This window comes from Oscillatoria sp. FACHB-1407 (genome assembly GCF_014697545.1).
Lineage (GTDB): Bacteria > Cyanobacteriota > Cyanobacteriia > Elainellales > Elainellaceae > FACHB-1407.
Genome location: NZ_JACJSA010000002.1, coordinates 134,164 through 159,049, shown reverse-complemented (window position 1 = coordinate 159,049; position 24,886 = coordinate 134,164). Strand labels below are relative to the sequence as shown.

Annotated in this window: 23 protein-coding genes and 1 pseudogene; 12 read left to right on the top strand and 12 right to left on the bottom strand. The window is 49.3% G+C overall.

The window, feature by feature from the left end; genetic code table 11:
• Window positions 1–190 precede the first annotated feature (190 nt).
• The 4 genes from H6G89_RS03900 (at window position 191) to lepB (ending at window position 4,264) form a co-directional block, all read left to right on the top strand.
• Window positions 191–1,630 carry a phospholipase D-like domain-containing protein gene (locus H6G89_RS03900; protein WP_242059815.1) on the top strand — a complete coding sequence of 480 codons (1,440 nt, stop codon included), beginning with the start codon at window positions 191–193 and terminating at the stop codon, window positions 1,628–1,630.
• Between the two features lie 224 nt (window positions 1,631–1,854).
• Window positions 1,855–2,637, top strand: a complete 783-nt coding sequence (hpsJ-B, locus tag H6G89_RS03895; protein WP_190503972.1) for a hormogonium polysaccharide biosynthesis protein HpsJ — start codon at window positions 1,855–1,857, stop codon at window positions 2,635–2,637.
• Between the two features lie 82 nt (window positions 2,638–2,719).
• Window positions 2,720–3,643 (top strand): glycosyltransferase family 2 protein, encoded by a 924-nt coding sequence (locus H6G89_RS03890; protein WP_190503971.1) that lies wholly within the window; start codon window positions 2,720–2,722, stop codon window positions 3,641–3,643.
• 84 nt (window positions 3,644–3,727) lie between these two features.
• The gene (gene lepB, locus H6G89_RS03885) at window positions 3,728–4,264 is read left to right on the top strand and encodes a signal peptidase I (protein WP_190503970.1); all 537 of its coding nucleotides are present in this window, start codon (window positions 3,728–3,730) and stop codon (window positions 4,262–4,264) included.
• Window positions 4,265–4,285: 21 nt separating this feature from the next.
• Here lepB and H6G89_RS03880 read toward each other — a convergent pair whose 3' ends face one another.
• Window positions 4,286–5,263, bottom strand: coding sequence for a pentapeptide repeat-containing protein (locus H6G89_RS03880; protein WP_190503969.1), 978 nt, complete (start codon window positions 5,261–5,263; stop codon window positions 4,286–4,288).
• A gap of 32 nt (window positions 5,264–5,295) precedes the next feature.
• On the opposite strand from H6G89_RS03880, the gene H6G89_RS03875 reads away from it, so the two are divergent.
• Window positions 5,296–6,213 (top strand): ABC transporter permease, encoded by a 918-nt coding sequence (locus H6G89_RS03875; RefSeq protein WP_190503968.1) that lies wholly within the window; start codon window positions 5,296–5,298, stop codon window positions 6,211–6,213.
• Here H6G89_RS03875 and H6G89_RS03870 read toward each other — a convergent pair.
• Complete coding sequence (locus H6G89_RS03870) at window positions 6,152–6,961, bottom strand: M15 family metallopeptidase (RefSeq protein WP_190503967.1); 810 nt, start codon at window positions 6,959–6,961, stop codon at window positions 6,152–6,154. The genes H6G89_RS03875 and H6G89_RS03870 overlap by 62 nt on opposite strands.
• 182 nt (window positions 6,962–7,143) lie before the next feature.
• On the opposite strand from H6G89_RS03870, the gene H6G89_RS03865 reads away from it, so the two are divergent.
• Window positions 7,144–7,683, top strand: a complete 540-nt coding sequence (locus tag H6G89_RS03865) for a phycobiliprotein lyase (RefSeq protein WP_309229646.1) — start codon at window positions 7,144–7,146, stop codon at window positions 7,681–7,683.
• 106 nt (window positions 7,684–7,789) lie between these two features.
• Window positions 7,790–8,524: a 2-phosphosulfolactate phosphatase family protein gene (locus H6G89_RS03860; protein WP_190503966.1), complete on the top strand. Its 735-nt coding sequence runs from the start codon at window positions 7,790–7,792 to the stop codon at window positions 8,522–8,524.
• Between the two features lie 62 nt (window positions 8,525–8,586).
• Here H6G89_RS03860 and H6G89_RS03855 read toward each other — a convergent pair.
• Window positions 8,587–9,861, bottom strand: a pseudogene (locus H6G89_RS03855) (IS256 family transposase).
• A gap of 368 nt (window positions 9,862–10,229) precedes the next feature.
• Here H6G89_RS03855 and H6G89_RS03850 point away from each other — a divergent pair.
• Window positions 10,230–11,114 (top strand): 3'(2'),5'-bisphosphate nucleotidase CysQ family protein, encoded by an 885-nt coding sequence (locus tag H6G89_RS03850; protein WP_309229569.1) that lies wholly within the window; start codon window positions 10,230–10,232, stop codon window positions 11,112–11,114.
• 86 nt (window positions 11,115–11,200) lie between these two features.
• On the opposite strand, the gene H6G89_RS03845 is transcribed toward H6G89_RS03850, so the two are convergent.
• Window positions 11,201–11,350, bottom strand: coding sequence for a hypothetical protein (locus tag H6G89_RS03845; protein WP_190503965.1), 150 nt, complete (start codon window positions 11,348–11,350; stop codon window positions 11,201–11,203).
• Between the two features lie 43 nt (window positions 11,351–11,393).
• Here H6G89_RS03845 and H6G89_RS03840 point away from each other — a divergent pair, with 43 nt between their 5' ends.
• Window positions 11,394–12,155, top strand: coding sequence for a peptidylprolyl isomerase (locus H6G89_RS03840; RefSeq protein ID WP_190503964.1), 762 nt, complete (start codon window positions 11,394–11,396; stop codon window positions 12,153–12,155).
• A gap of 62 nt (window positions 12,156–12,217) precedes the next feature.
• On the opposite strand, the gene H6G89_RS03835 is transcribed toward H6G89_RS03840, so the two are convergent.
• From H6G89_RS03835 to H6G89_RS36195, 3 genes are all read right to left on the bottom strand, one after another.
• Entirely contained in the window at window positions 12,218–12,631 is a 414-nt protein-coding gene (locus tag H6G89_RS03835; protein WP_190503963.1) for a WD40 repeat domain-containing protein, read from the bottom strand.
• Window positions 12,632–12,707: 76 nt separating this feature from the next.
• Window positions 12,708–13,040: a WD40 repeat domain-containing protein gene (locus tag H6G89_RS03830; protein ID WP_375539680.1), complete on the bottom strand. Its 333-nt coding sequence runs from the start codon at window positions 13,038–13,040 to the stop codon at window positions 12,708–12,710.
• Window positions 12,986–13,636, bottom strand: coding sequence for an AAA-like domain-containing protein (locus H6G89_RS36195; protein WP_190503961.1), 651 nt, complete (start codon window positions 13,634–13,636; stop codon window positions 12,986–12,988). Before H6G89_RS36195 ends, H6G89_RS03830 begins: the two co-directional genes overlap by 55 nt.
• An 845-nt stretch (window positions 13,637–14,481) precedes the next feature.
• On the opposite strand from H6G89_RS36195, the gene H6G89_RS03820 reads away from it, so the two are divergent.
• Together H6G89_RS03820 and H6G89_RS03815 are read left to right on the top strand one after the other, a co-directional pair.
• On the top strand, window positions 14,482–17,679 hold the full coding sequence (locus tag H6G89_RS03820; RefSeq protein WP_339384539.1) for a GAF domain-containing protein: 3,198 nt from the start codon (window positions 14,482–14,484) through the stop codon (window positions 17,677–17,679).
• Between the two features lie 30 nt (window positions 17,680–17,709).
• Window positions 17,710–19,017 (top strand): hybrid sensor histidine kinase/response regulator, encoded by a 1,308-nt coding sequence (locus H6G89_RS03815; protein WP_190503960.1) that lies wholly within the window; start codon window positions 17,710–17,712, stop codon window positions 19,015–19,017.
• 262 nt (window positions 19,018–19,279) lie between these two features.
• On the opposite strand, the gene H6G89_RS03810 is transcribed toward H6G89_RS03815, so the two are convergent.
• The 5 genes from H6G89_RS03810 to H6G89_RS03790 form a co-directional block, all read right to left on the bottom strand.
• A complete protein-coding gene (locus tag H6G89_RS03810) occupies window positions 19,280–19,447 on the bottom strand; it encodes a hypothetical protein (protein WP_190503959.1) in 168 nt (55 codons plus the stop codon).
• An 85-nt stretch (window positions 19,448–19,532) separates the two neighbouring features.
• Window positions 19,533–20,060: a hypothetical protein gene (locus H6G89_RS03805; protein WP_190503958.1), complete on the bottom strand. Its 528-nt coding sequence runs from the start codon at window positions 20,058–20,060 to the stop codon at window positions 19,533–19,535.
• Window positions 20,061–20,433: 373 nt separating this feature from the next.
• Entirely contained in the window at window positions 20,434–21,486 is a 1,053-nt protein-coding gene (locus tag H6G89_RS03800) for an aspartoacylase (RefSeq protein ID WP_309229566.1), read from the bottom strand.
• Window positions 21,487–21,576: 90 nt separating this feature from the next.
• Window positions 21,577–22,509 carry an SGNH/GDSL hydrolase family protein gene (locus H6G89_RS03795; protein ID WP_242059814.1) on the bottom strand — a complete coding sequence of 311 codons (933 nt, stop codon included), beginning with the start codon at window positions 22,507–22,509 and terminating at the stop codon, window positions 21,577–21,579.
• A gap of 70 nt (window positions 22,510–22,579) precedes the next feature.
• Window positions 22,580–24,010, bottom strand: a complete 1,431-nt coding sequence (locus H6G89_RS03790) for an ammonium transporter (protein WP_309229564.1) — start codon at window positions 24,008–24,010, stop codon at window positions 22,580–22,582.
• Between the two features lie 423 nt (window positions 24,011–24,433).
• Between H6G89_RS03790 and H6G89_RS03785 the strand changes: the two genes are divergently transcribed.
• Window positions 24,434–24,775: a P-II family nitrogen regulator gene (locus H6G89_RS03785; protein ID WP_190503957.1), complete on the top strand. Its 342-nt coding sequence runs from the start codon at window positions 24,434–24,436 to the stop codon at window positions 24,773–24,775.
• The last annotated feature ends 111 nt before the right edge of the window (window positions 24,776–24,886 follow it).

Below are 24,886 nucleotides of genomic sequence, written 5' to 3'. Positions count from 1 at the left end.
AATACCAAGCTCGGTTTGTCACCAGGATTTCTGCAATGTCGGCAGATTATCCCGTCTCGTTTCCTGTTCCCAGCATATAGCCCTACTTCCATAGAAACTACTGAGCTAAGGTTAAAAAATCTCCACCAGTCGAGCGATTAATCAAGCGTTAGCATTTTCCTCTCGTCGGGCACAACTAAAAGCGACCACTTTGGAGTACTTGACTGTGCGTCTACCGTCTTCTGGGTTGCGATGGGGAACGTTGTTTGTGGTGGGCGTCTTGCTGTTTTTAGGGGTGAATACCTGGAGGCATAGCGTTGCCCTGACCCCAACTTTGCGACCCCTGCCACAATCCCCCGATATACAAGTCTATTTCAACCATTCTCAAGCAGCGGTTTACACCGAACCTTATCGCCAGCGATCGCGGCTGGGGGATGATCTCGAACAAATCATCATTGACACCATTCAATCGGCTCAGTCTTCAATTGACCTGGCCGTGCAGGAATTGCATCTGCCGCGCGTCGCTAAAGCATTGCGCGATCGCCATCAGGCAGGGATTCAGGTGCGGATTATTGTCGAGCATGGCTATAACCACCTGTGGAGCGAAGTTACACCCCAATCTGCCAGTGAACTGGATGAGCGCGATCGCAATAAATATGAGGAATTTATCCAACTGGGCGATCGCAACCAGGATAGTCAGGTCGATCAAGCCGAAGCAGAACAGGCTGACTCTATTCTCATTTTACGACAGGCTCAGATTCCGCTGATCGATGACACAGCGGATGGTTCTCAGGGATCAGCCCTGATGCACCACAAGTTTATGGTCGTGGATCAAACGCTGGTGCTAACGGGTTCTGTGAACTATTCAATCTCGGAGGTGCATGGCGATTTTCTCAAGCCAGACAGTGTTGGCAATACCAATCACCTGCTTAAAATCAACAGCCCTGCTGTGGCAAAAGTTTTTACAGAGGAGTTTTCGCTGATGTGGGGCGACGGTCCTGGTGGTCAAGCAGACAGCGTCTTTGGGTTGCAAAAGCCCTATCGGTTGCCACAGACGATCGCGCTGCCATCGGGTGCATCGATCGCCGTGCAGTTTTCGCCCACGTCCGCTTCACAACCCTGGGAATACAGCACCAACGGCTTGATTGGCAGAGTCTTGAATACGGCGACTCGAAGCATCGATATGGCACTGTTTGTGTTGTCCGATCAAGCTTTGAGCAACGTGCTAGAGGGAGTGCATCAACGGGGAGCCGCCATTCGGGCTTTGATTGATCCCCAATTTGCCTACCGCAACTACAGTGAGGCGTTGGACATGATGGGTGTCACGTTAGTCGATGATGCCTGTCGAGTGGAAGCCGGGAATAAACCCTGGAGTGGGGCGATCGCTACAGTTGGCGTTCCCCAATTACCGGAGGGCGATTTGCTCCATCACAAATTTGGCGTCGTCGATGGGCAGTTGGTGATTACTGGTTCTCACAATTGGACAGCTGCCGCTAACAACAATAATGATGAAAATCTGCTGGTGATCAGCGATCGCACCGTTGCGGCTCATTTTCAACGCGAATTTGAACGGCTATACGCCGATGCTATTCTGGGTGTTCCCCCTAGCTTGCAGGATAAGATTCATCAGCAACAATCCCGCTGTCCCTAAAATAACGACCCTTCATCCCACATCTAATTTAGGACCATTAAATGTAATGTTTTCTTATAATTGCGGCACAATCACGTTAGCCATCCATTATTTTTGCCAGGATAGCTGTAGCCTGTGATGCCTAGTCGTTACCATCAGCATAATGTTTAATGAAGCCTTGGGTATCTGGTCTATTTCAGATATTCAGGTAAGCTCCAGAGTAGGGAACCGATAGTTTTTCAAATATGAGTTCAACAAAAGCACTTGGTAGTCGTCAAATCTCCCCCACCGTCTCCCGCGCCCTGAAAACGGCTGGTGTAGTGATTATCCTTCTGGCATTGCTAGACATCGTCGTTTTGCCCATTCCCTTTCAGGTGCATGAACGGGTCTGGCAAATTAACTTTGCCACTCAAGTCGTTGATCGCGGTATCGTCCCTCTGGTGGGAATCGCCCTGCTGCTGATGGGGTCTTGGGTAGACAGCATCTCTGGGTTACGATCGGGCGATCGCAAATCTCCAATCGATTTAGGATTTTTAGGATTGATTCTAGCCAGCATCCTGGGGCTCTTTTTTATCCTCGTTTTCTTCCTCCACCTCAACAATGTCCGCATTAACAATGAGCAGGTTTTAGCGCGGATCAATGAAGAAGCGACTCAAGCCGAAACTCAACTCGACGGTCGTCTACAACTTGAGGTAGGTCAACAGCGACAACAACTTGAGCAATTGCTAGCCAATCCAGAGCAGCTAGATCAGGTCTTGGCAAGCGGTCAATTGCCGGAAGACCAGGCAACCCAGTTGCGCGAATTTCGGCAGAACCCTCAAGCTCTCGACCAGTTTGTAGAGCGACGAGTCGGAGAACTACGGCAACAGTTTCAAACTGAAATTGGGCTGCGACGAGAACAAGCCACCAACACCGCTAAAGCAGAATCGCTGAAATCGGGCTTACGAATTGGGTTGGGTAGCCTGTTGTTGGCGATCGGCTACATCATCGTGGGCTGGCTGGGCTTAAGAAACTGGAAGAATGCTTAATCCACTCAGTTTCCGGTTCACTGGTGTGCGATCGCGGCTGGGTGCGTTCTACAGGATTGACATGACTTAAACCCTTACCGCTATGTTCTCGATTTACATCCTCACCTATAACGAAGAGCTGGATATCGGTGCCTGTATTGAATCTGCCCTGCTATCAGATGATGTGGTGGTGGTTGATTCCAACAGCAGCGATCGCACCGTCGAAATTGCTCGTCATTATCCCATTCGGGTTGTCCAACATGCTTTTGAGAGCCACGGACGACAACGCACCTGGATGTTAGAGTCTGTGCCTCCGAAGCATGATTGGGTTTATATTCTCGAAGCCGATGAGCGCATGACTCCAGAGTTGTTTCAAGAATGTCTTGAGGCGATTAAGAGTGACCAGCATGTGGGGTATTACGTCGCAGAGCGGGTCATGTTCATGGGAACCTGGATTCGTCGCAGCACGCAATACCCGCGATACCAGTTGCGGCTGTTGCGTCGGGGTAAGGTCTGGTATGACGACTACGGTCATACCGAGCGGGAAGTGTGTGAGGGTTCCACCGGATTTCTGCAAGAGACTTACCCCCACTACACCTGTAGTAAGGGCTTCAGCCGCTGGCTTGAAAAACATAATCGCTATTCTACAGATGAGGCGATCGAAACCATTCGCCAACTGGAAACGGGTCGGGTGGACTGGTGGAAAATCGGTTTCGGGCAAACAGAAGTCGAGCGGCGTCGAGCACTCAAAGATCTCTCCCAGCGAGTGCCCTTCCGCCCACTGGTGCGATTTCTGTATATGTACATCTTCCTGGGAGGCTTCCTTGACGGACGGGCGGGCTTTGCCTGGTGCATATTGCAGGCTTTCTACGAATACCTGATTTTGTTAAAAGTCTGGGAAATACAACACATGCCAGTGCCGACGGTTACTCTGCCTAACCCGTCTCCGCTGCATGGCAATCCCAGCGATACATCTACCGATAACCCAACTCCAATCGAATCCTCTGCAAATCTAACTTCTGCCTAATTCTTTTTAGCCTTAAAATTCAAGGTACTCTGTAGGGCGTTTGGCAAAGCACCCTCTACTCAATGTATTACCCAACCACTCCGTATGTTGACTCAGAAGCGTCCAAGGCATTTGTTAGCTGGCATTCTTGTGGCGATCGGCACACTGACGGCTTGCTCGCCTGCCTACAAAGCCTTCTACATTCCGTCAGAGTCAATGACTCCTACACTACAGGTGAACGATCGCATTGTTGCCCATCTCAATGCCTACCAATCTGAACTGCCTCAACGAGGAGATATCATCATCTTCAAGCCGACAGACGATATTGTGCAGTTAGCACCCAACCTTGATCCGGAGACTGTTTTAGTCAAGCGAGTCGTTGCCTTACCGGGAGAGACGATCGAGGTGAAGGATGGTGCCGTTCATATCAACAATCAACCCCTCCAGGAAAGTTACATCGTTGAGCCGCCAGAGTATACCTGGGGTCCAATTATGGTTCCTGCTAATTCCTACGTGGTTTTTGGAGATAACCGCAACAACGCTTTTGATAGCCACTATTGGGGGTTTGTCCCACAAGAGAATATCGTTGGAAAAGTGACTCGGCGGTTTTGGCCTCCCAGTCGTATGGGCGCGATCAAGTAGTATGTGAGTTTGGCTTACCCATTATTGGCTTAACCCATCATTAGACAAGCCGCAGTCCCGGTTTTCAACCCTGCCATCGGGCATTGTCGTGTTACAGAAGGTTACTCCGTCCAGGTTTGTTGCGCTTAAGTTGGCTCCGGTCAGGTTTGCTCCGCTCAGGTTTGCCTGGCTTAAATCCGCTCTACGCAGGTTGGCTCCAGTCAGATTGGCGTTAGTCAAGTTTGCGTTGATTAGGCTTGCCCTCAACAAATTGGCTCGCAGCAGGTTTGCACCATTCAGGCTTGCCTCTTCTAAGCTGGCACCTCTCAAATCAGCCTCTCCCAGATTGACTCGGCGCAGGTTGGCTTGCCGCAGGTTAGCTCTGGGAAGATTACTCCGTGACAGATTTGCCCCTGGCAGACGAGCACCACTCAAGTTGGTATCCCCCAGATATGCCATCCGCAGGTCTGCCCCTCGTAGTGTGGCTTCACTCAAGTCTGCTTCTCCTAAATTGGCTCCACCCAGGTTGGCTTCGTTAAGATTGGCTTGATTGAGCAAAGCTCGGCTGAAGATGGTGTCTCCCAGGTGAGCACTGCTCAGATTGGCGGTGTTGAGGGCAGCATCTCCCAGATAAGCTCCTCGCAAGTTTGCTCGTCTGAGATTTGCCCGGTTCAAAATCACAGAACTGAGTAGGGCATCCGCCAGGTAAATGTCTTGTAGGTTCGCTTCAGTCAGGTCTGCTTCATTTAGAATGACGCTGTTGAGGTTGGCTCTGCTTAAGTTGGCTCGCTGAAAATCAGCCCCTCTCAGATTGGCAGATTCTAAATTGACATCTTCCAGATCTGCATTTCTCAGGTCAACATCCTCCAGATCGCAAGCAGAGCAGGTTCTCGTCTCCAAAAGTTGGTTGGCGCGATCGACCTTGGCTGCACGAGCGAGTTTGACAAAACCTGCCACAATCAAAATAGAAGTTACAAAGATGGCGATCGTGAGAAAAGCTCTCACATCTCTTGCGTCCATTCTCTTGCGTCCATAACTAGGGCGAGCAATGTATGTCTCTTACTGGTTATACCTCACCACACACCCTTCAGCCGCAACGAACTTTATGGCAAGACGTGTGGCGTAGATTTTGCCAGGATCAGATGGCGATCGCCAGTCTCGTGATATTGGCTTTGATCATCGGCAGTGTGCTGATTGGACCCTGGATTTACCCAGTATCTGCTGAGCAGATTGATTTTGCCAGAGCCGCATCACCTCCCAGTTGGACACATCCCTTTGGCACCAATGACCTGGGGCAAGACCAACTGGCACGAATGCTGGTGGGTGGACGCATCTCCCTAGCCGTTGGGGTCGTAGCTATGATCGTTTCTGTCTCGGTGGGGACATTAGTCGGGGCGATCGCTGGCTTTTATGGTGGGGTATTAGATGCCATGCTGATGCGGCTCACCGATCTATTTCTGTCGCTGCCAGAGCTTCCTCTGTTGTTGTTGGTGATTTACCTGTTTCGAGATACGGCACGGGCGATCGCTGGACCTGAGCTGGGAATTTTTATCCTGGTCGTGTTGATCATCGGTGGCTTGAAGTGGATGTCAGTAGCGCGACTGGTGCGAGCCGGATTTCTCAGTGTACGCGAACGCGATTTTGTCACTGCTGCACGGGCATTGGGGGCAAGTCCTATCACCCTGATCTGGCGTCACATTTTGCCCAACGTCATTAGCCCTGTGATTGTGGCAGCGACCCTTGCAATCGGCAACGCCATCCTGGCGGAGTCAACCCTCAGTTTTTTGGGATTGGGGTTTTCGCCTGATGTGCCGACCTGGGGACGCATGTTGTTTGATGCTTACAATCGGCTGGAATCGGCTCCCTATCTAGCCATCTTTCCGGGATTGGCAATCTTTTTGACCGTCCTTAGCATTCACTACATTGGCGATGGCTTGCGAGATGCTCTTGATCCAAAAACCCTTCGTTAACAGGCGCGATCGCCCCATATCGGGCAACCCATTGCCTATCAGGATGGTGTTGCTGAGTTAACCACATCCACATTTGATCGCCCCAGGAAAAGTGCCACCATTCGTTGGGATGTTGTAAAAAGCCTGCCGACGTCATCGCATCTCGTAAAATCTGGCGATTTTGATGAAAGGTGACATTGGGGCGTCCCGGTAAATCTGCCGAAATTTCACCAGCAGTGGGTGGTTCAAAAGTCGGTGAAAAGTAGTCAGGGTAAGACCGCAGCGACATCTCATCGATGGGCGAACCCATGTCAATGGGGGAGTTATGTTCATCCACCAGCGTCACGTCCACCGCGGCTCCGGTGCTGTGGGGCGGTGGCGTAGCGGGGTCAGCACTGGGAATCGCCCAGAACTGATAGACCTGCTGTAACAGGGCTTGCCGCTCTGGTTCACTTAACTGGTTGGCATTCAGACCTCGCGATCGCACCATTTCCTCAAAGGTGTGATCAACCATGAACTGTTGTACTGCCAGAGGGCGGTAAGCATCAAAAATTTGAATGCGCCAACCGGGATAGTCCTGTTGTAATCGAGTTTGAGCGGCGATCAGTTGTTCTAAAACGGTTTGTCGCAGATAGTAGGGGGATTTGTCATGATAAGGTGCGCCCAGCTTGACATAGGGATGTGGGTCCTCCAGGGCAAACCAACCCTTTGGGACAGGCACTAATGGCTCATGACATTCCACAATGGGGATCTGATGGTGAGGCTTCATGCAATATCCAATGGGAACTGAACTCTAGCTTAAGCATTATTACTCAGGAATAATTGTCATCCGTAATCCTGTCATTTATATTAAGAAAAGTAACAATTTTGATGGCAAGACTGACATTAATCGTTACTTACTTTTACTGATTGGTACTGATCTACCCAAAACTTTTCGAGGACTACACTTTGGTGATACCTTCTCCTATCCTGAACTCCACAACTGGCGAGTCTCTGATTACCGAGTTCTTCAAAAAATCAGAAGGACAATGGCGATCGGAACGCCGCTACTACACCCTGCCAGAGGGAGAAACGAAGGAGATGGTCAGTTTCATTACCGTCCGGTTTTTAGAACAGGGTTCAGAACCCTTGCGGCAGTTGGCTCGGCTCCATAACATCACCGATGAGACGGCAATGGTCTGTGGCACCGAAATCATCTGGAATAGCACTGAGGCGGTGTCTGGACGCAAGCAGTCTCAGGGAACAACACTGTTTGGCGCACTGGGCAATGTCCTGTATCGCGATCGCGGTTTTGCCACCCCAAACCCGGTCACGGCTGAGTTTTACTTCATTAACCCAGACACCCTGTGCCTGCGAACGGAGTACGGCAACTCCGTCTTTGAAGAAGAACTGAAGCTCGTGGGTCGTCACTATCGCACTCGACAAACCATCATCTCGCGGGCAGGAGAGCAACAGATGATCGGGCAATATCTGGAAAAACGCCTCGCCTAGTCAGCGGTTTGGCTGATTATCAAAAATCAATTTACCCAATGGGTATTTTTACAGACCAGCTTAACCGTAAGATGGAGTTTGTTCTTCACTGTTGGTTGCTCTGCTCGTGAAACTATTTGTATTTCATACTCCTGAACTGGTGCCAGCGAATCAAGCATCCGAATGTGCGATCGCCATTGATGTTTTGCGAGCTACTAGCACAATCGCTACAGCTTTAAATGCTGGAGCCGAGGCAGTGCAAGTGTTCAGCAACATTGATAAGCTGATGCAGGTCAGCGAACAGTGGGCACCCGACAAACGATTGCGGGCAGGAGAGCGAGGCGGTGGAACCGTTGCAGGGTGCGATTTGGGTAACTCTCCGCTTGACTGTACCCCCGATCGCGTTGGAGGTAAACGGCTCTTTATCAGCACCACCAATGGGACGCGCTGTTTAGAACGAGTCCGAGATGCCAAAACAGTGATTACTGCTGCGCTCATTAACCGAAAAGCAGCCGTCGATTTTGTATTAGAGCAACAACCTGAAACCGTTTGGATTGCCGGATCGGGTTGGGAAGGCTCGTTTTCTCTAGAAGACACCGTCTGTGCCGGAGCGATCGCTCACAGCCTGTTAACCCGCACAGGCACACCCCTTAGTGAACTGGCAGGCAACGACGAAGTCATCGCGGCGATCGCTCTTTTTGCCCAATGGCAAGACAATCTGTTGGGCTTACTGCACCATGCTAGTCACGGTCAGCGATTATTGCGCCTCGACTGCCATGAAGATCTGAAATATTGCGCTGAGTTAGACAGCCTGGATGTATTGCCGATTCAAAAGGAGCCAGGGTTGCTGGTGAAACGGTAGCAGATAGGGCGACCATAAGGTAACAGATAGGAGAGTGTCAACTTTTTTGTGTAAGACACTGACTAACAGTGAGGAAAGCGACCCCTTGCGGGTATCGCGAAGCGCACGGGGAACTCAATGGCAAAACGCATGAGTGCAGCTTTCCAATCACGAATCGGCATCGTCCACTTTTTGGCAATGTTGTTGAGCGCCAAGTAAAGCAGCTTGTAGACCGATTCTTCATTGGGGAAACACCCCTTTGTCTTGAGCACCTTACGCAACGAACGATTGAGCGACTCAATGGCATTGGTGGTGTAAATCACCTCGCGAATGTCTGGCGGGTAGTCGAAGAAGGGGATGATGTTGTCCCAGTGACGCAACCAGATCTGGGAAATCGTCGGATAGAGCTGATCCCACTTATCAGCGAAGTTTTCGAGGGCGGTCTCAGCCTCCTCCACCGTTGCAGCTTGATAAATCGGCTTGAGGTCGGCAATCACTTCGGCTTGGCTGCCCCAAGGCACATAGCGTAAAGAGTTGCGAATCAGATGCACGATACACAACTGCACTCGTGTTTTGGGAAAGACGGCGGCAATCGCCTCTGGAAATCCTTTGAGTCCATCAACACAGGCAATAAAAATGTCTTCCATGCCGCGATTTTTGAGGTCTGTCAGTACTTTGAGCCAAAACTTCGCTCCTTCATTGGCAGACATCCACAGCCCTAAGACTTCCTTGATCCCATCGAGCGTTACGCCCAGGACAACGTAAACAGCATGATTGCTCACCCGCCCGTCTTCTCGTACATGAACGTGAATCGCATCGAGATGAACAATCGGGTAAAGCTTGGCAAGGGGGCGGCTTTACCACTGACGCACCTCGTCACTGACCGCATCGGTGACTTGGCTAATCAACGTGGGAGAAACCTCCACCCCGTAGAGTTCCTCTAGTTGCTCTTGAATATCGCGGGTGCTTAACCCCCTGGCGTACATTGCCAGGATCTTGTCATCTAATCCGCTCAAGCGTCGCTCCCCTTTGGGTACCAGAATCGGCTCAAAGGTGCTGTCACGGTCGCGGGGAATCGAGAGTGCCAATTCTCCACAATCTGCTTTGACGGTTTTAGAGGAGTATCCGTTACGACTATTGCGACGCTTGTTGGAATGGGTTTCTTCAGCAGGTGGGGACTGAGCTTCAGTCTCTAAATGATGGCTTAATTCTGCTTGCAGTGCTCGTTCTACCAGTCTTTTGGTGAGTTGTTTGAGCAGTCCTTGTTCTCCCAGAATTTGCTCTGGGGTGGAGTAGTCGGCAAGCAACTCATCGAGCAGGTGGTCTACTTTATCTTCCAGGCGACGACGGCGAGGCATGGGCGGTCTCCTGATATTTGAACTAATTTTGACCGCTTACACAAAATAATTTACAGTCTCAAAGTACCTCTTCATCCTTTATCTCTCTTCTCTCTTCGCTCTTCCTTTTTCATCCTTCATCCTTCATCCTTCTCTCTTCTCTCTTCGCTCTTCTTTTTTCATCCTTCATCCTTCATCCTTTATCCTTCTCTCTTCGCTCTTCCTTTTTCATCCTTCATCCTTCATCCTTTATCCTTCTTCTCTCTTCGCTCTTCTTTTTTCATCCTTCATCCTTGCTCCCCACTCCCCACTCCCTGCTCCCCGTTCCCTTATCTCCTATAATTGCTGGTGAATTGGGCTAATTATTGAAGTGGTTGAGGATAGGCAGAGTGGACACGTTGCAAACCATCATTGGTACACCCGTTGAAGATATTTTGGCGATCGCCCGGTCGTTGGGGTGGGGTGCTGCCAAAATCCTGCGGTCATATTATCGGGGTGAACCGTGGCAAAACACAGCCCAAGCCGAGGTTGAAGGGCAAGACAAAAAAGATGGTCCTGTAACAGCGGCTGATCTGGCGGTCAATCGCTATATCCTCGACAAACTGCACACCACGTTTGGGGATGCCTTTGGCTATCTCAGCGAGGAAACCTATAAAGCCAAGTCTGCGGCGATCGCCAATGAGTGGGTGTGGATTCTCGACCCGCTTGATGGCACTCGCGACTTCATTGACAAAACCGGAGAATACGCCTTTCACCTGGCACTCACGCATCTGGGTCGCCCCGTACTCACGGTGGTCGCTTGCCCAGAGCTAGACAAGCTATATTACGCCACGTTGGGGGGCGGTGCTTTTGTAGAAACGCCAGATGGAATGTCAAAACGAATCCATGTGTCCGATCGCAGCCATCCTCAAGACCTGACCGTTGTCGTGAGCCGCACCCACCGGGACGATCGCTTCAATGCCCTGTTGAAACAACTCCCCTGTCAGAACCAACTGTTTGTCGGTAGTGTGGGTGGCAAAATCGCAGCGATCGTCGATCAACGTGCTGATGTGTATATCTCCCTTTCGGGTAAGTCAGCCCCCAAAGATTGGGATATGGCCGCCCCAGAACTCATCTTGACCGAGGCAGGTGGAGCGTTCACCCACGCCGATGGTTCTCCGTTGAGATATAACACAGGCGACGTCAACCAGTGGGGATGCCTGATCGCCAGCAATGGGACGTATCATCGGGAATTGTGTGATACGGCTAACCAAATCTTGGCTGAATTGGGGTGAGTGGAAGGGTTAATAGTCAATAGTCAGTTGTCCATCGTCAATGGTTAATCGCCAATGGTTAAGGGTTAGTAGTCAATGGTTAAGGGTTAAAGGTCAGTAGTTAGGGGTTGATGAAGAGTCGCGCGTGAGATTACATAGCCAATGGTCAATGAACAATGACTGACCACCGACCACTGACACTGACCATCGACCACTGACCATCGACCACTGACCATTGACCATTGACCACTGACCATTAACCACTGACCATCAACGCATTGTAGTAATGCTTAACAAATCATGGGATCAAATACGTTTTTATTTGTGGATGATCAACCCATCCCAATTGCAAAAGTCCTGCAATACCTGCAAATCACAGGGAAAATGGATGGCTTTATTGGTGTTATCCTGCGGCAATACGTGGTGGAGCAGGAGCTCCAAAATAACACCGATCTAAATGTGACGACTGCAACGATTGAGCAAGTCGCAGCAGAGTTTCGACTGCAAAACCAACTTGCAACACCTGACCAGTTTCGGGAGTGGCTCGCGGAGCAGGGCATCGATGAAACCCAATTTCGTCAGCGGGTTCAGCAGGATCTCCGCCTGGGGCAGTTAAGAACTCAAGTGACCCAACCCCGATTGCAGGAATACTTTATCGAACGTAAGCTATACCTCGATCAGGTGGTTTTGTCGCGCATCGTGGTGGCGTCGCCAGAATTAGCCGAGGAGTTGAAACAGCAGATTGAAGAGGGAGCCAGCTTTGAACAACTTGCCAGCGAATATTCTACAGCGGAGGATGGCATCTTTAACGGCATGATGGGGTTGGTGAGTCGAGGCGAGTTGCCGGATAACTTGCGATCGGCGATCGACTTGGCAACACCGGGTGATTTGCTGGGACCTTTGGAACTGGATGGAACCTGGAGCGTGTTTCGTTATGAGCGATCGCTGCCTGCCTCTCTGGACAATCCTCAAATTCAACAAATGCTGCAAAACGAACTCTTTGACCAATGGGCAGTAGAGAAGCTCCAGCGCATGAAGATCGAAGTCCGCATTGAGGAGTAGCTGGTAGAGCACCCAAAGGGTTGGTCAGGACGCCGCCCTTACACCCCCTCGTTTCACCTATCTCAACGGTTGCTATAGATAGCCACGAATTTATTCACTACGTGCTTAACCCAAACTGACAGTAGATTTATCAGAGAACCGTCAGGGCTAAAGGCTATTTGCCAAACGGCAGCACTATGACCTTCCAGGGTTTTGACAAGGGTTCCATCTGCTGTCCACAGTGTCACAGTTTTATCATTACTGGTAGACGCTAACCGTTGACCATCAAGGCTAAATTTAATGTCCCAGACAGGGGCGGTATGTGCCTTGATAGTTTTCAGCAGGGTTCCGTCTATGTTCCATATCCAGATCGTGCCATTGGCACCGCTAGCGGCGATCTTCTGACCACTGGGATGCCATGATACTGAGACGAGAGCAACTTTGGCATCATCAAAGACTCGTAATATAGCGATCGCCAAAACCATTAGGACATGCATTGGAGTCCTGCTGCGAGAGACGCGATTAATCCCGTCTGTCCTGTTGAGTGCCTTGTCTTAACTGGGGTGACTACGACTATAGTTTGCCATCCAGAGTCCACAGTTTCAGCGTGGCATCTTCGCTCACGGATGCCAACGTTTTGCCGTCGGGGCTGAGGTCAATTCTGCCTGTCGATGCTTCGTGAGCGTTGATGGTGCGGGGGGGAGTGCCATCTAACGGCCAAAGCTGAATGCTTTTGTCGTTTCCAGCCGTTGCGATGACGCTACCATCCTGGGTAAATAGCAACTTCAGGATGAGAGCGGTCAGACCGTGAATGGTTCTCCGGAATTCACTCTCCGTTTTCCAGAGAATGGTTACATTTTCGGCTCCAGCAGAGGCAAGCACTCGACTGTCGGGGCTAAATGCCACATCCCAAATAGCCGCGTCGTGCCCTTGCAAGGAATTGAGTAGCGTGCCAGTTGCAAGCTGACGATCGCCGTACGAAAGCCGCGTTCTTCGGCTTGTTTGACCCCTTGAGCCACAAGCGACGTCTTGCCAAACTGTCGAGGGGCGCGAATCCGAACCAGAGAACCGGGTTGAAAGATTTCCCGAAGGAACAGATTTTCAGCAGGGGGTCGATAGATGTAAAACGGGGAACTGAGCGGCAGTTGTCCCTTGAGGGGAGCTTGCAGCAACCCAGTCAAAAGCACATTTGATGTCTCACTGTCGGAGTCATGGCTGATATAATCATCTGCCACCAGTGATAAGCCAAAGGCTGCAAAGTAGGAGGCAAGACTGGGTTGGTCAACGGGGCTTTGTCGTCGTCGCACCTTGGTCAGGGTTTTGGAGCTTAGCCCAGTGCGATCGCTCAATTCTTCTAAGGTGTAGGGGTTACCACCATTATTTCTTACAGCCGACAAATACTCTGCGGCTTGCAACCGTTGCCATCCTTGCGAACTGAGGACAACACCTCGCTTTCGCTTTTGCGGTAGGGGCTGTTCTGAAATCGGATCAAGAGAAGTCACACGCTGTTACGAGATTCAATTCAAGAGCAAGGACACCGTTTCCAAGGGGTCTTATACCGGATTTAAAGAGCTGATAAGACTGACATGTACGGGAGTTGCATGGAGAAACCGTGATGGGAATAATCTACATCAGGTGAGGTGAGCTTGTTTGTTCACGTTCTACTCTCTAAACAAAGAGTCTCATCAATATCAGGATGCCACATCTGAATTCAGTCACTCCAAATTAACCGGGTCATATCCATTCATGCCTATCAAACGAGTAAAGTTCCCTCCCGAACGGCTAAATTACCGACTTAAAGTACGATCATGGATGGCAAATTTTTGTACTCAATGCAAAACTTGAGTCAGTGTAAAATTTGAAACAAAGGTTTATCAACCTTTCACGACTCGACGACATAATGTGCATCTGATTCCTGTAGTCTTGTTACTTTAAGGTATTCAAGACAAAATTTCTAAGGTAGCATCTAGCCAAAGGGCTAACGTAAGATTTGCTCACTATTTTGTATATCCCTGAGTAGGAGCTTGAGCCCCTACTCATCTTTGCAGTTGACTCTCTGCTACCTCAGAAAAGCCTACCTCCGCAGGTCGCAGTGCGCGACCAATCGGCATCGAGTTATAGCTTCAAATTCATACACAGGGTTGTTCACCATCCAATACGCTTAAGTTCATTCACCATAAACGAGCTCAAACGCCATTGTTATAGCGGTAGCTCTAGCTTTAGAACAAGGGGTGTGGGGCTTTGCCCCAGCCCAGGGGTTCCACTCCTTTACCCCGTTCTAAATCGAAGTGCATACGGCTATATGTGGTTATGTAGGGCAGGTTGATCTGATGCTGTTCTCACTTAGGTGCCAAAACAACTAACACTGATTTTGACTCCTGCACCACCCATGTTTAAGCTGCTGCAATCACTCGTGTCATTCCTGTCTTACATCCCCCACGGGCATTGTTATCTCTGGCAACCTCCGCTTGTAACCCTCCATCTGGTCAGCGACGCTCTAATTGCGATCGCCTATTTCTCGATTCCGGCGATGCTCATCTATTTCGCGTCACGTCGAAAGGATGCGCCTTTCTCGAACGTCTTCGGCTTGTTTGGAGTGTTTATCATTCTGTGCGGGGTCGGGCACCTGCTGGATATTTGGACTTTGTGGCATCCTGACTACTGGGTGAGTGGGGTTGAGCGGGCTGCAACTGCCTTTATATCTATGTATACAGCGTTCCGATTGGCAGAACTGTTGCCCCAGTTTTTGGCAATGCAGTCGCCAGAGCAACTGGAAGCCGTCAACCAAACGCTGCAAGCTCAGATCCTGGAACGCCAGCAAACAGAAGAAACGCTGCAAACCATCGTCGCTGGAACTGCCTCTGTAACCGGGCAGGATTTCTTTCCGGTGTTGGTTCAAAGTCTGGCAACTGCCCTCAACGTCTCCTATGCCATCATCACTGAACGAATTAGTGACTCATCCCCTCAGGCATTCCGTACGTTAGCGTTTTGGTCAGTTGACCATTTAGCAGACAACTTTGAGTATGAGATAGCCGGGACAGCCTGTGAACAGGTAATCGAAGCGAAGGCATTGTTTAATTGCCCAGATCAGCTTCAGCAGCGATTTTCAGATGCTCTCTTGTTTCAAGCGATTAACGCTCAGAGCTATGTGGGAGTGCCACTGCTGGATAGCCATCAAGCCGTTATTGGGACACTTTGCATTCTGGATATCAAGCCCTTTGAGTCAAATACCCGCACTAAAACTCTGATGAATGTATTTGCGTCGCGGGCGGCTACAGAGTTGCAACGCAAATGGGCAGAGGATGAAAAACATCAAACCTATGAGCAACTCGAATTTCGGGTAGAAGAACGCACGGCTGCACTGGTTGAAACTAATGCCACGCTGCAAGTTGAAATTCGCGAGCGCATTGCTGCTGAAGCGGCTCTGAGACTGATGGCAGAGCGAGAACAGGCTATTAACCGTGTTGTCTTACGAATGCGCCAAACCCTGGATCTGAACTCGATTTTCCAGGCGACGACGGCTGAATTGCGACAGGCAATAGGGTGCGATCGCGTCCTGATTTATCGATTCAAACCTGATTGGAGCGGCGAAATTATTGCTGAGTCAGTAGCAGAGGGTTGGAAACAGACGATCCTGGAGCAAATGAGCAACCCCACACTCACGCAAGTGGCGATCGATCAACCCAATTGTCTTACGACTCAACTCAGTAGCTCAGATGTCCTGATCAAGGACACTTACTTGCAGGAACATCAGGGAGGCATTTATCGCCACAAAAATAGTTACTGCTGCGTTACAGATATCTATGAAGCCGGGTTCGATCGCTGTTACCTGAACTTATTGGAGCAGTTGCAAGCCCGTGCCTATGTGATTGCACCGATCTTTCGGGGCAACCAATTGTGGGGTTTGTTAGCCAGCTACCAAAACAACATGCCGCGATCGTGGCAGGACACTGAGATTCAAGTCGTTACTCAGATTGGCAATCAATTGGGCGTAGCCGTCCAACAAGCCGAATTATTAGCACAAACTCAGCAGCAAGCCGAAGAACTCAAGCAAGCCAAGGAAGTCGCTGATGCAGCGAATCAGGCTAAGAGCGAATTTCTCGCCAATATGAGCCACGAGCTTCGTACCCCGCTCAACGCGATTCTGGGCTTTACCCAACTGATGCAACAAGATACAGATCTGGCTGCAAGCCACCGACAATACATCGAGATTATTAATCAAAGTGGAGAGCACTTGCTTGGTTTGATCAACGATGTTTTGGAACTCTCTAAGATTGAAGCAGGGCAATCAGAACTTCAGGAAACTGAGTTTGATCTGCACAATTTGCTGCATAACCTGGAGTCGATGCTGCAACTCAAAGCTCACTCCAAGGGCTTAAGCTTAAACTTCAACTACACCGCCAACGTGCCGCAGTACATCCGAACAGATGAAAACAAGCTGCGTCAAGTGTTGATTAACCTGTTGGGGAATGCGATTAAATTTACAGAACAGGGCAGTGTGACATTACAAGTCAATGTCCAACACCGAGAAGGGTTGTTTTCTGCCAACGGCTATGGGTCATCTCATCCGTATAAGTTGACCTTTGAAATCGATGATACGGGTCCTGGCATTGCACCGGATGAACTCAAGGATTTATTTAAGGCGTTTCAACAAACCCAAACGGGGCAGAAGTCCAAAGAAGGAACGGGGTTGGGACTGCGAATTAGCCAGGGGTTTGTGCAGTTAATGGGGGGCGAAATCACCGTCCGCAGCACACCAGGGCAGGGAAGTACTTTTTGCTTCTCGATTCAGGTGGGGTTGGTACAATCCCCATCTGCGGCTACGACAGCATCCATGGAACGAGTTGTGGGGGTTGCTCCTAACGATACTCGCTATCGCATTTTGATTGCAGAAGATAATATTGATAACCGCCTGGTATTGAACAAACTCCTGAGCTATTTGGGTCTGGAAGTTCAAGAAGTCACGAATGGGCAAGCGGCGATCGCCCTGTGGGAGCAGTGGCAACCCCATCTCATCTTCATGGACATGCATATGCCTATTATTGATGGCTATGAGGCAACCCGCCAGATTCGCGCACGAGAGGCGATCGCCCAACATGCTCTTTTATCAACGAGCCCCAGTGCCACCAGACACGTCACTAAAATAGTTGCTTTGACTGCCAGTGTCTTTGCAGAACAGCGACAAGATAGCTTAACAGCAGGATGTGATGCTTTTATCAGCAAACCATTTCGTCGAGAGGCAATCTTCAAAACACTGTCTGAGCAATTAGGTGTACAGTTCGTTTATCAGCCTCTGACCCTGAATGAGTCGGCTGCCCCAAAACCGCCTACCATTGCTCTCAGTGCAGATGCACTGGCATTTATGCCCCCTTCCTGGATCAATCAATTTCATCTAGCGGTGGCTCAAGGAAGTGATGTCCTGAGCCTGAAACTGATTGCTCAAATTCCCCGTGAGCATGTTAGCTTAATTGCCACCCTCACCCAATTGGTAGAAAACTATCAGTTTGACCAACTCATAACCCTCACTCAGTCACATGTGTCTTGAGTCAAAACCCTAGGTTTTAAGTTTGATGATATGGATATGTGCCTTGACCATGACACAGCTACAGCAGATATTCTCATCGTTGATGACAAACTTGAGAATATCCGTTTTTTGTCTGACTTCTTATCAAAACAAAACTATCAAGTTCGCAAAGCTGTAAACGGTCAAGCGGCTCTCATGGCTGCAAAAGTTTTACCACCCGATTTGATCTTACTGGATGTTAATATGCCAGGAATGGGGGGCTATGAGGTTTGTGAAAACCTCAAAAATAACCCTGAAACAGCTTCAATTCCGGTTATTTTTCTGAGTGCGGGAAATAATGTCGCCGATAAAGTTCGGGCATTTCAAGTTGGGGGGATCGATTACATTACAAAACCCTTCCAATTAGAGGAAGTGTTAGCCAGGGTGCAAACTCAATTGACCCTACAAAATTTGCAGAAAGAGTTAAAAAACCGCAATGACCAACTGCAAAATATGCTGTTGGCTCTTCAAAATACGCAAGCTGAGTTAGTCCAAAAAGAAAAACTAGTCAACGCTAATCGGATTGCAGCGGGAATTTTTCATGAAATTAACAATCCTCTGAGTTTTATCCTGGGCAACCTGCCACCTGCGGCTGATTACAGCCAAAAATTGATCACGCTAATTCAGCTTTATCAAAAAAGCTATCCAGATGCATCTCCAGAAATCAAAGAATTCATAGAGGATATTGACCTGGATTTTTTGGTTCCAGATTTTCTCAAATTGCTGCAATCGATTAATACAGGCGCAGAGCGAATTCGTTCAGTAGTAAATGCTTTACGCATTTTCTCCCGCATGGATGAATCAGGCATCAAACCTATTGATGTGTGCGCGAGTATTGATAGCGTTTTGACCATTTTGCATTATCAATTGAAGTTAAAAGATGAGTCAATTGAGATTGCAGTGTCGAAAAGCTATCAGGAGATTCCACCCTTTTTAGGTCACGCCAATCTATTTAATCAAGCTCTACTGAACTTATTGCAGAATGCGATCGACGCATTGTTACTAAAAATTGATCGAGGGACACAAGAGCCATTTCAACCTACCATTTGGATTGATGTACGGGTAACAGATGAACAGGAGATTCAACTGTGTATTAAAGATAATGGTATTGGTGTTTCTCAAGCAGATGAAATTCATCTCTTTGAACCCTTTTTCACGACAAAACCGATTGGACAAGGGGTTGGTTTAGGGCTATTCACCAGCCATCAAATAATTGCCAGACTGCATAAAGGACACTTGAGTTACCAGGCTTGTCCGACAGGGGGCGCAGAATTTATTATCCATGTTCCAATTAATCGGGATGCTAAACAATTAGCATGATTTGTATAGCAATCTCAAATGGGTTGTGTGACGCCCCCGACGGAGTGTACTTCTCACAAGCCTCTTATATTAAGTAGCTTGGTGTAATTAAACATCAGATAGAGGAGGGGGTGGAGGGGGATGTATCCCCCTTCTTGGGGGCAACGCCTCCAAACCCCCTTTCCTACACTTATTTACAACCACCTACTTACAACTCATTTAAAACTGAAAAAAACAGACACCTATAAAAGATGTCTGTTTTCAGGTTATGTCTTGCGATCGCCTAGTTCACGCTAATAGTTGGGAATCCCGGCATTAATTCGGGTAGATTGGGTGCAGGGTTAGTCGGACCAGTTGATGTAGTGATTGTTGGATAGGCGTAGATGGCTTGAGGCGATGCCAAAGCAACAATCAAACTCATCAAACCTGGAAACATCAAACGGGTTGTCATAGCACCTCCTTTGTTTGCACTTGTATAGTATCTATGCAAACAATCGACGAAAAAATGAACTCAAACGATTTGACTAACGATGTAACTATTTAGCGTTTGGGCGAATCACTTCACTGGTGTCTACTGTAGGGTTGCGAAGATCACTGGGGTTAGAGTCACCAGAAACCGGGCGGGCTTTCAGGGTTGTGTTAGGTCTGATAACTTCGCTGGTATCTACTGTAGGGTTACGAAGGTCACTGGGGTTAGAGTCACCAGAAACCGGGCGTGCCTTGAGCGCATTCGGGCGAATGATTTCGCTGGTATCTACTGTAGGGTTACGAAGGTCACTGGGGTTAGAGTCGCCAGAAACCGGGCGGGCTTTCAGGGTTGTGTTAGGTCTGATAACTTCGCTGGTATCTACTGTAGGGTTGCGAAGGTCACTGGGATTAGAATCGCCAGAAACCGGGCGGGCTTTCAGGGTTGTGTTAGGTCTGATAACTTCGCTGGTATCTACTGTAGGGTTACGAAGGTCACTGGGATTAGAATCGCCAGATGGAGGAGTTGCAGCGTTAGCCGTTCCAGCATAGGTGCTTAAAACCAGAGCAGACAAACTAGCAAGCATTAGGCGTTTCATTGTGGATCTCCTTTCAGGTTTTTGTGAATTGTTTGAGCCGGACTGTTTGAAGAGATTCAATTTAGAGTTGAATTGTTTTAGTCCAAACAATCTTGTTATTTATAAGTTAACAAGCCATTGTTTAAATGTCAACTGTTTGAGTAAAAACTTTTTTCGTTTAGACTATGTAGCTTTGGTCAGAAAGCTTAAGGCAAAGGCCATGCCTCAAATCCGGATGCTGGAAAAGCTTCCTGACTTGCCTCCGCCCATGAATGTGGCTACAGCTATAGCAGCTAAAAGGTTAGTTCAGAGGGGTGCAGGGGTGGAACCCTTGGCTGGGGTGCAGACCCACACCCCCCTGCCTCAACTGTCTCGATCGCACAACCGATGGGTATCACTTCCCCAATTCACCGACCCCCATCTCCTGCTTTTCGGTGAGGCACATGGCAATCCCCTTTTCGTAATAAGCTGCTTCGTTGATGAAGATGGGATAGACCGTTGAGGGCTCCTGATAGGGAATGATGCTGCCATCAAAGGACAAGAACATTGGATCGCCACACTGAAGAGGCTGATAGTCCTGAAACTGAAGTTGCGGATGAATCATGGCTTGAATTTCACCCGACGGATCTCTGGGATAGTCGATCGCCCTGATGTAGCGATAGAGCGTTAGCGGTTGATCTATGACTGGCGGTTCTCCCTGATTGACTTGGTTGAGGTAGTCCAGGATGGAGTAGATCAGGGCTTCTGTTCTGAAAAAAAGATCTGCCAGCAGAATTCCTTGAGCGATCGCCCCTACCTCAATGCCCAACCCAAATCTGGCGAGCGATCGCAACGAGTCGTGACCACGCCCAGAGTGAGCGGAATGATAGACCCGAATGGATGAGTCCATCGCACTTAGATAGGCTGCTAACTGAAGCAAAAAGGTATCGTCACGATCAATGATCAGGGTCAACCCCATATTGGAGGTGGTGCTGTGCAAGTCCAGAATGACATCAACGGGAGCCTTGCCCTGCGGGCCAAACACCTGTTCGATTTCCCTGGCGCGCAAGTCCTCGTAGGCAGTTAACTCATGGGCTGGACAGGGGCGATTAAAACTGCGATTCAAATCTGTGTCAATGTATCTCACCCGTGCAGCGAGGGCTTTTGGGTTAACCAACAACGTTTGCGTTTCAAAACTGGAGCGGGTGATCAAGTGGGGCGATCGCTCAAACTTGTGAATTAAAAATGCACCTATCAGCTCATTCCCGTGAGTTGCCCCTGCAATCAATACTCGGCTGAGTTGCTTTTGTTGCATGGTTTCTGCCTCCGGGAAGAGAAATGTAGCGGGACGAATTGAGATGAGAACGAGGTACAGGCTTCGATACGTTTGGTGAGCCCAGCAGAACCGTAATCGGCTCAGGGCTTGTGTGAGCAGTTCGGTCGAACCTCCCGAAACCTCACGGCTCATGCGAGCTTTGCCAAACACAGAATGGAGGAACCGCTATGGGTACATGCATGACCCGATCCGACCCGCCTCCAATTTCCTAATCCGCTATCTCTATTCCTGGCTCAATTCCACGTTGCTATATAACTCTAACGCGGTGCGCCAGACCAAATACCCTTGAGCATTCAGGTGTAAGCCATCGGTGCTGAGGTCGATTCTCAAATTGCCCTGAGCGTTGGCAAAAAGTGGATAAAGGTCGAGAAAGTAAACACCCTCTTCACGGGCGATCGCCGCCAGTTCTTCGTTCAACCGTTGAATCCGCTGATTGGGCACCCGCAAAAGGCGATCGCGTCCTTCCCAGGTGGCTAGACTAGCCGCATGAGGCAGAATGGACTGCACAACGATTTGACTCCGGGGGTGGGTGGCATTGAGGTGACGAATAATCTGCTGGTAGTTGTCGAGAATCTGCTGGTCATCAAAGCCCCGAATCAAGTCATTGATGCCAATCATGACGAAGACGGTTTCCGGGCGAGTCTCATCAAATACGGTTAATCGCTTGAGCAACCCCGCAGAGGTTTCGCCAGAGATACCCTGATTCAGCCAGGTGCGATCGCTCGACAACAACTGATTGGGAAACCACAGGCTGAGGGAGTCACCCGCCAAAATCGTGAGTCGGGGGGGTTGGGTCGTTGCTACAACTCTGGCTTCTTGTGCCAGCAACTCAACCCACTGATCATAAGTCAACTGATGCCTCGGTCCCAGTTGCGTCACTAACAACTCTGGCTCAATCGAATGCCGAGGTTGCGCAGCCGAGGCAGTGGCAGGTTTCGTCAATGAGAGACTATAAATTCTCAACACCGACAACATCACTAATGCCAGCAAAAACCCGTTCGCGGTCAGCGATAAAAAGACCCAGCCCGGCAAGACCCGCAAATGGGGAAACTGTGACCGAGATTTTGCGAGACTGACAAACAATCTGGAATGGCGATCGCCCATCAGATTTACCCAATGTTTGGTAAACAACCTAGCAGGAAGAGCACTGCTCAAACAAGTAGGCAATCATGAAAAAAGCGTAGCTCATCTGAGCCACGCTTCATCACTCAACTCAAGCGAATCGCTAACGCAACTCTGCCGAGGGTCCAGTCATATCTGGTGGAGCACCGATCAGACCAACTCCAGCTGCAATCTGCTCACTGTAAGCCTCTTCACCATGCTCAAAGACATCCAGTCCTTGATTCTCAACCTCAGGAGCAACTCGTAACCCAACGGTGACATCCAGAATTTTGAGAATGATAAAGGTGGCGATCGCCGCAAATACATAGGCGATCAGCACCGCCAGGATTTGAATCACCAACTGCCCAGGATTGCCAAACAGCAACCCATCCTTGCCAAATTCGTTGACAGTTGTGGTTGCAAAAATCCCCGTTAAGATGGCACCCGTCGTTCCGCCTACCCCATGAACCGGGAAAACATCCAGCGAGTCATCAAAGCCCAATTTTGCTTTGAGGCTAACGGCATAAAAACAACAAACGGCAGCAATACTTCCGATTAACAGCGCACCAATGGGATTGACAAACCCTGCGGCAGGCGTGACTGCCACCAACCCCACAACAGCACCCGTCGCCGCACCAACTGCCGTCGGTTTACCACGTAGCACCTGCTCCAAAATCAGCCAGGTTAAAACAGCCGCTGCCGCCGCAGTATTCGTCGAAACAAACGCCACCGTTGCCAGCGGCCCTGCTGCTAATGCACTGCCTGCGTTGAAGCCAAACCAACCAAACCAGAGCAGCCCAGCACCTAACAGAATAAAGGGAACATTGTGGGGTGCCGACGGTTGGTTAGGATAGCTGCGACGTGGACCCAGCACCATAACCGCCACGACCCCAGAAACCGCAGAAATAATGTGGACGACCGTTCCTCCGGCAAAATCGAGGGCACCCATCCCTCCATACAAGCCAAGGAACCCACCTTTACTCCAGACCATGTGCGCCATGGGGGCGTATACAAAGGTTGACCACAGCAGGACAAAAAGCACATAAGCCCGGAAGTTCATCCGCTCAACGATCGCCCCTGAAATCAGAGCAGGCGTAATAATGGCAAACATCGCCTGATAGATCATGAACGCCTGATGGGGAATGGTAGTCGCATAAGAAACCACCTCTTCGGGGGCGGAACCCACCAGATAATCGGTTGTCTCATACCCAACCCCATTTAAAAACAGCCATTGCAAGCCACCGATAAACGAAGTACCCGGTGCAAAGGCGAGGCTATAACCCCACAAAACCCAGGTAACCCCGACAATGCCCATGAGCACAAAGCTCATCATCATGGTGTTGAGCACATTGCGCGATCGCACAAACCCACCATAGAAAAAAGCCAGCCCTGGTGTCATTAATAACACCAACGCAGCGCAGACCAGCATAAAAGCGGTATCACCTGTGTCAGGAGCGGGAGGCTCTGCTGCATCTTGGGCAAAGGCATTGCCCATCAGGGGACCACTGAGTAGCCAAAGGGCGATCGCCCCAATTATCAAAGCTTTTCTTAACACGTATGTTTCCCTTCCACAATTAAAACCTGTTAAATCAACAGGATTAGATTTGAATTGCACCAATTTTACCGGGGCTATTCTGTAGTAAAAGTTACGTTTTACAGGTTGTGACTAAACCGTAATCAGCTCTATGAAGGGATACTAAAAATAGTATCGAAACATATCTATTACTTACGCAATTTTACGTAGAAGCTTTATAGCCGTAGCCACATTCGATGGGGCAGAGGCGAGTCAGCAAGCTTTCCCAGCATCAGGGCTTGAGCTATTACCTTTGCCTTAAGCTTTCTGACCAAAGCTATGGAGAAAAATCATTCAGCTTCAATGCGAAATTTTAGTCATCAGATGGGCAACAAAACATCTATTGACCTGTAATAATTTTGTAATCAAAAATACAGTTTGATTTTCAAAACCCGACTCAAAGCCATGAAAAAAATAGAAGCCATCATTCAACCCTTCAAACTAGACGCGGTTAAAAATGCATTAGTCAGCATCGGCATCGGAGGAATGACCGTCACAGAAGTCAAAGGATTTGGCAAACAACGAGGACAAACCCAAATCTATCGGGGGGCTACTTTTCAAACCGAGTTTCTTACCAAGACCAGAATCGAGATTATTGTCGAAGACAACCAGGTCGATAACGTGATTGAGCAGATTATTGCTGCGGCTCAAACTGGCAATATTGGAGATGGCAGAATCTTTGTCTCATCCGTCGATCAGGCAATTCGTATTCGCACTCGAGAAGGCAGCTTTCAAGCCCTTTCTTAAAGCGATTTATAGCTTTGGTCAGAAAGCTTAGTACTGCTATTCACAGATAGGGTTTGGAAATAAAACCAGGGCGGTGTGGGGCGGTGCCCCCAGCCAGGGATTCCACCCTTA

What these genes read in the sequence shown, in the direction of transcription:
- H6G89_RS03890 (WP_190503971.1), top strand. Translation starts at nt 2,720, where the DNA reads ATGTTCTCGATTTACATCCTCACCTATAACGAAGAGCTGGATATCGGT.
- hpsJ-B (WP_190503972.1), top strand. Translation starts at nt 1,855, where the DNA reads ATGAGTTCAACAAAAGCACTTGGTAGTCGTCAAATCTCCCCCACCGTC.
- H6G89_RS03870 (WP_190503967.1), bottom strand. Translation starts at nt 6,961, where the DNA reads ATGAAGCCTCACCATCAGATCCCCATTGTGGAATGTCATGAGCCATTA.
- H6G89_RS03845 (WP_190503965.1), bottom strand. Translation starts at nt 11,350, where the DNA reads ATGGTCAGTGGTCAATGGTCAATGGTCAGTGGTCGATGGTCAGTGGTC.
- H6G89_RS03805 (WP_190503958.1), bottom strand. Translation starts at nt 20,060, where the DNA reads ATGAAACGCCTAATGCTTGCTAGTTTGTCTGCTCTGGTTTTAAGCACC.
- H6G89_RS03800 (WP_309229566.1), bottom strand. Translation starts at nt 21,486, where the DNA reads ATGAGCCGTGAGGTTTCGGGAGGTTCGACCGAACTGCTCACACAAGCC.
- H6G89_RS03815 (WP_190503960.1), top strand. Translation starts at nt 17,710, where the DNA reads ATGGATATGTGCCTTGACCATGACACAGCTACAGCAGATATTCTCATC.
- H6G89_RS03880 (WP_190503969.1), bottom strand. Translation starts at nt 5,263, where the DNA reads ATGGACGCAAGAGATGTGAGAGCTTTTCTCACGATCGCCATCTTTGTA.
- H6G89_RS03835 (WP_190503963.1), bottom strand. Translation starts at nt 12,631, where the DNA reads ATGCATGTCCTAATGGTTTTGGCGATCGCTATATTACGAGTCTTTGAT.
- H6G89_RS03810 (WP_190503959.1), bottom strand. Translation starts at nt 19,447, where the DNA reads ATGACAACCCGTTTGATGTTTCCAGGTTTGATGAGTTTGATTGTTGCT.
- H6G89_RS03840 (WP_190503964.1), top strand. Translation starts at nt 11,394, where the DNA reads ATGGGATCAAATACGTTTTTATTTGTGGATGATCAACCCATCCCAATT.
- H6G89_RS03875 (WP_190503968.1), top strand. Translation starts at nt 5,296, where the DNA reads ATGTCTCTTACTGGTTATACCTCACCACACACCCTTCAGCCGCAACGA.
- lepB (WP_190503970.1), top strand. Translation starts at nt 3,728, where the DNA reads ATGTTGACTCAGAAGCGTCCAAGGCATTTGTTAGCTGGCATTCTTGTG.
- H6G89_RS03785 (WP_190503957.1), top strand. Translation starts at nt 24,434, where the DNA reads ATGAAAAAAATAGAAGCCATCATTCAACCCTTCAAACTAGACGCGGTT.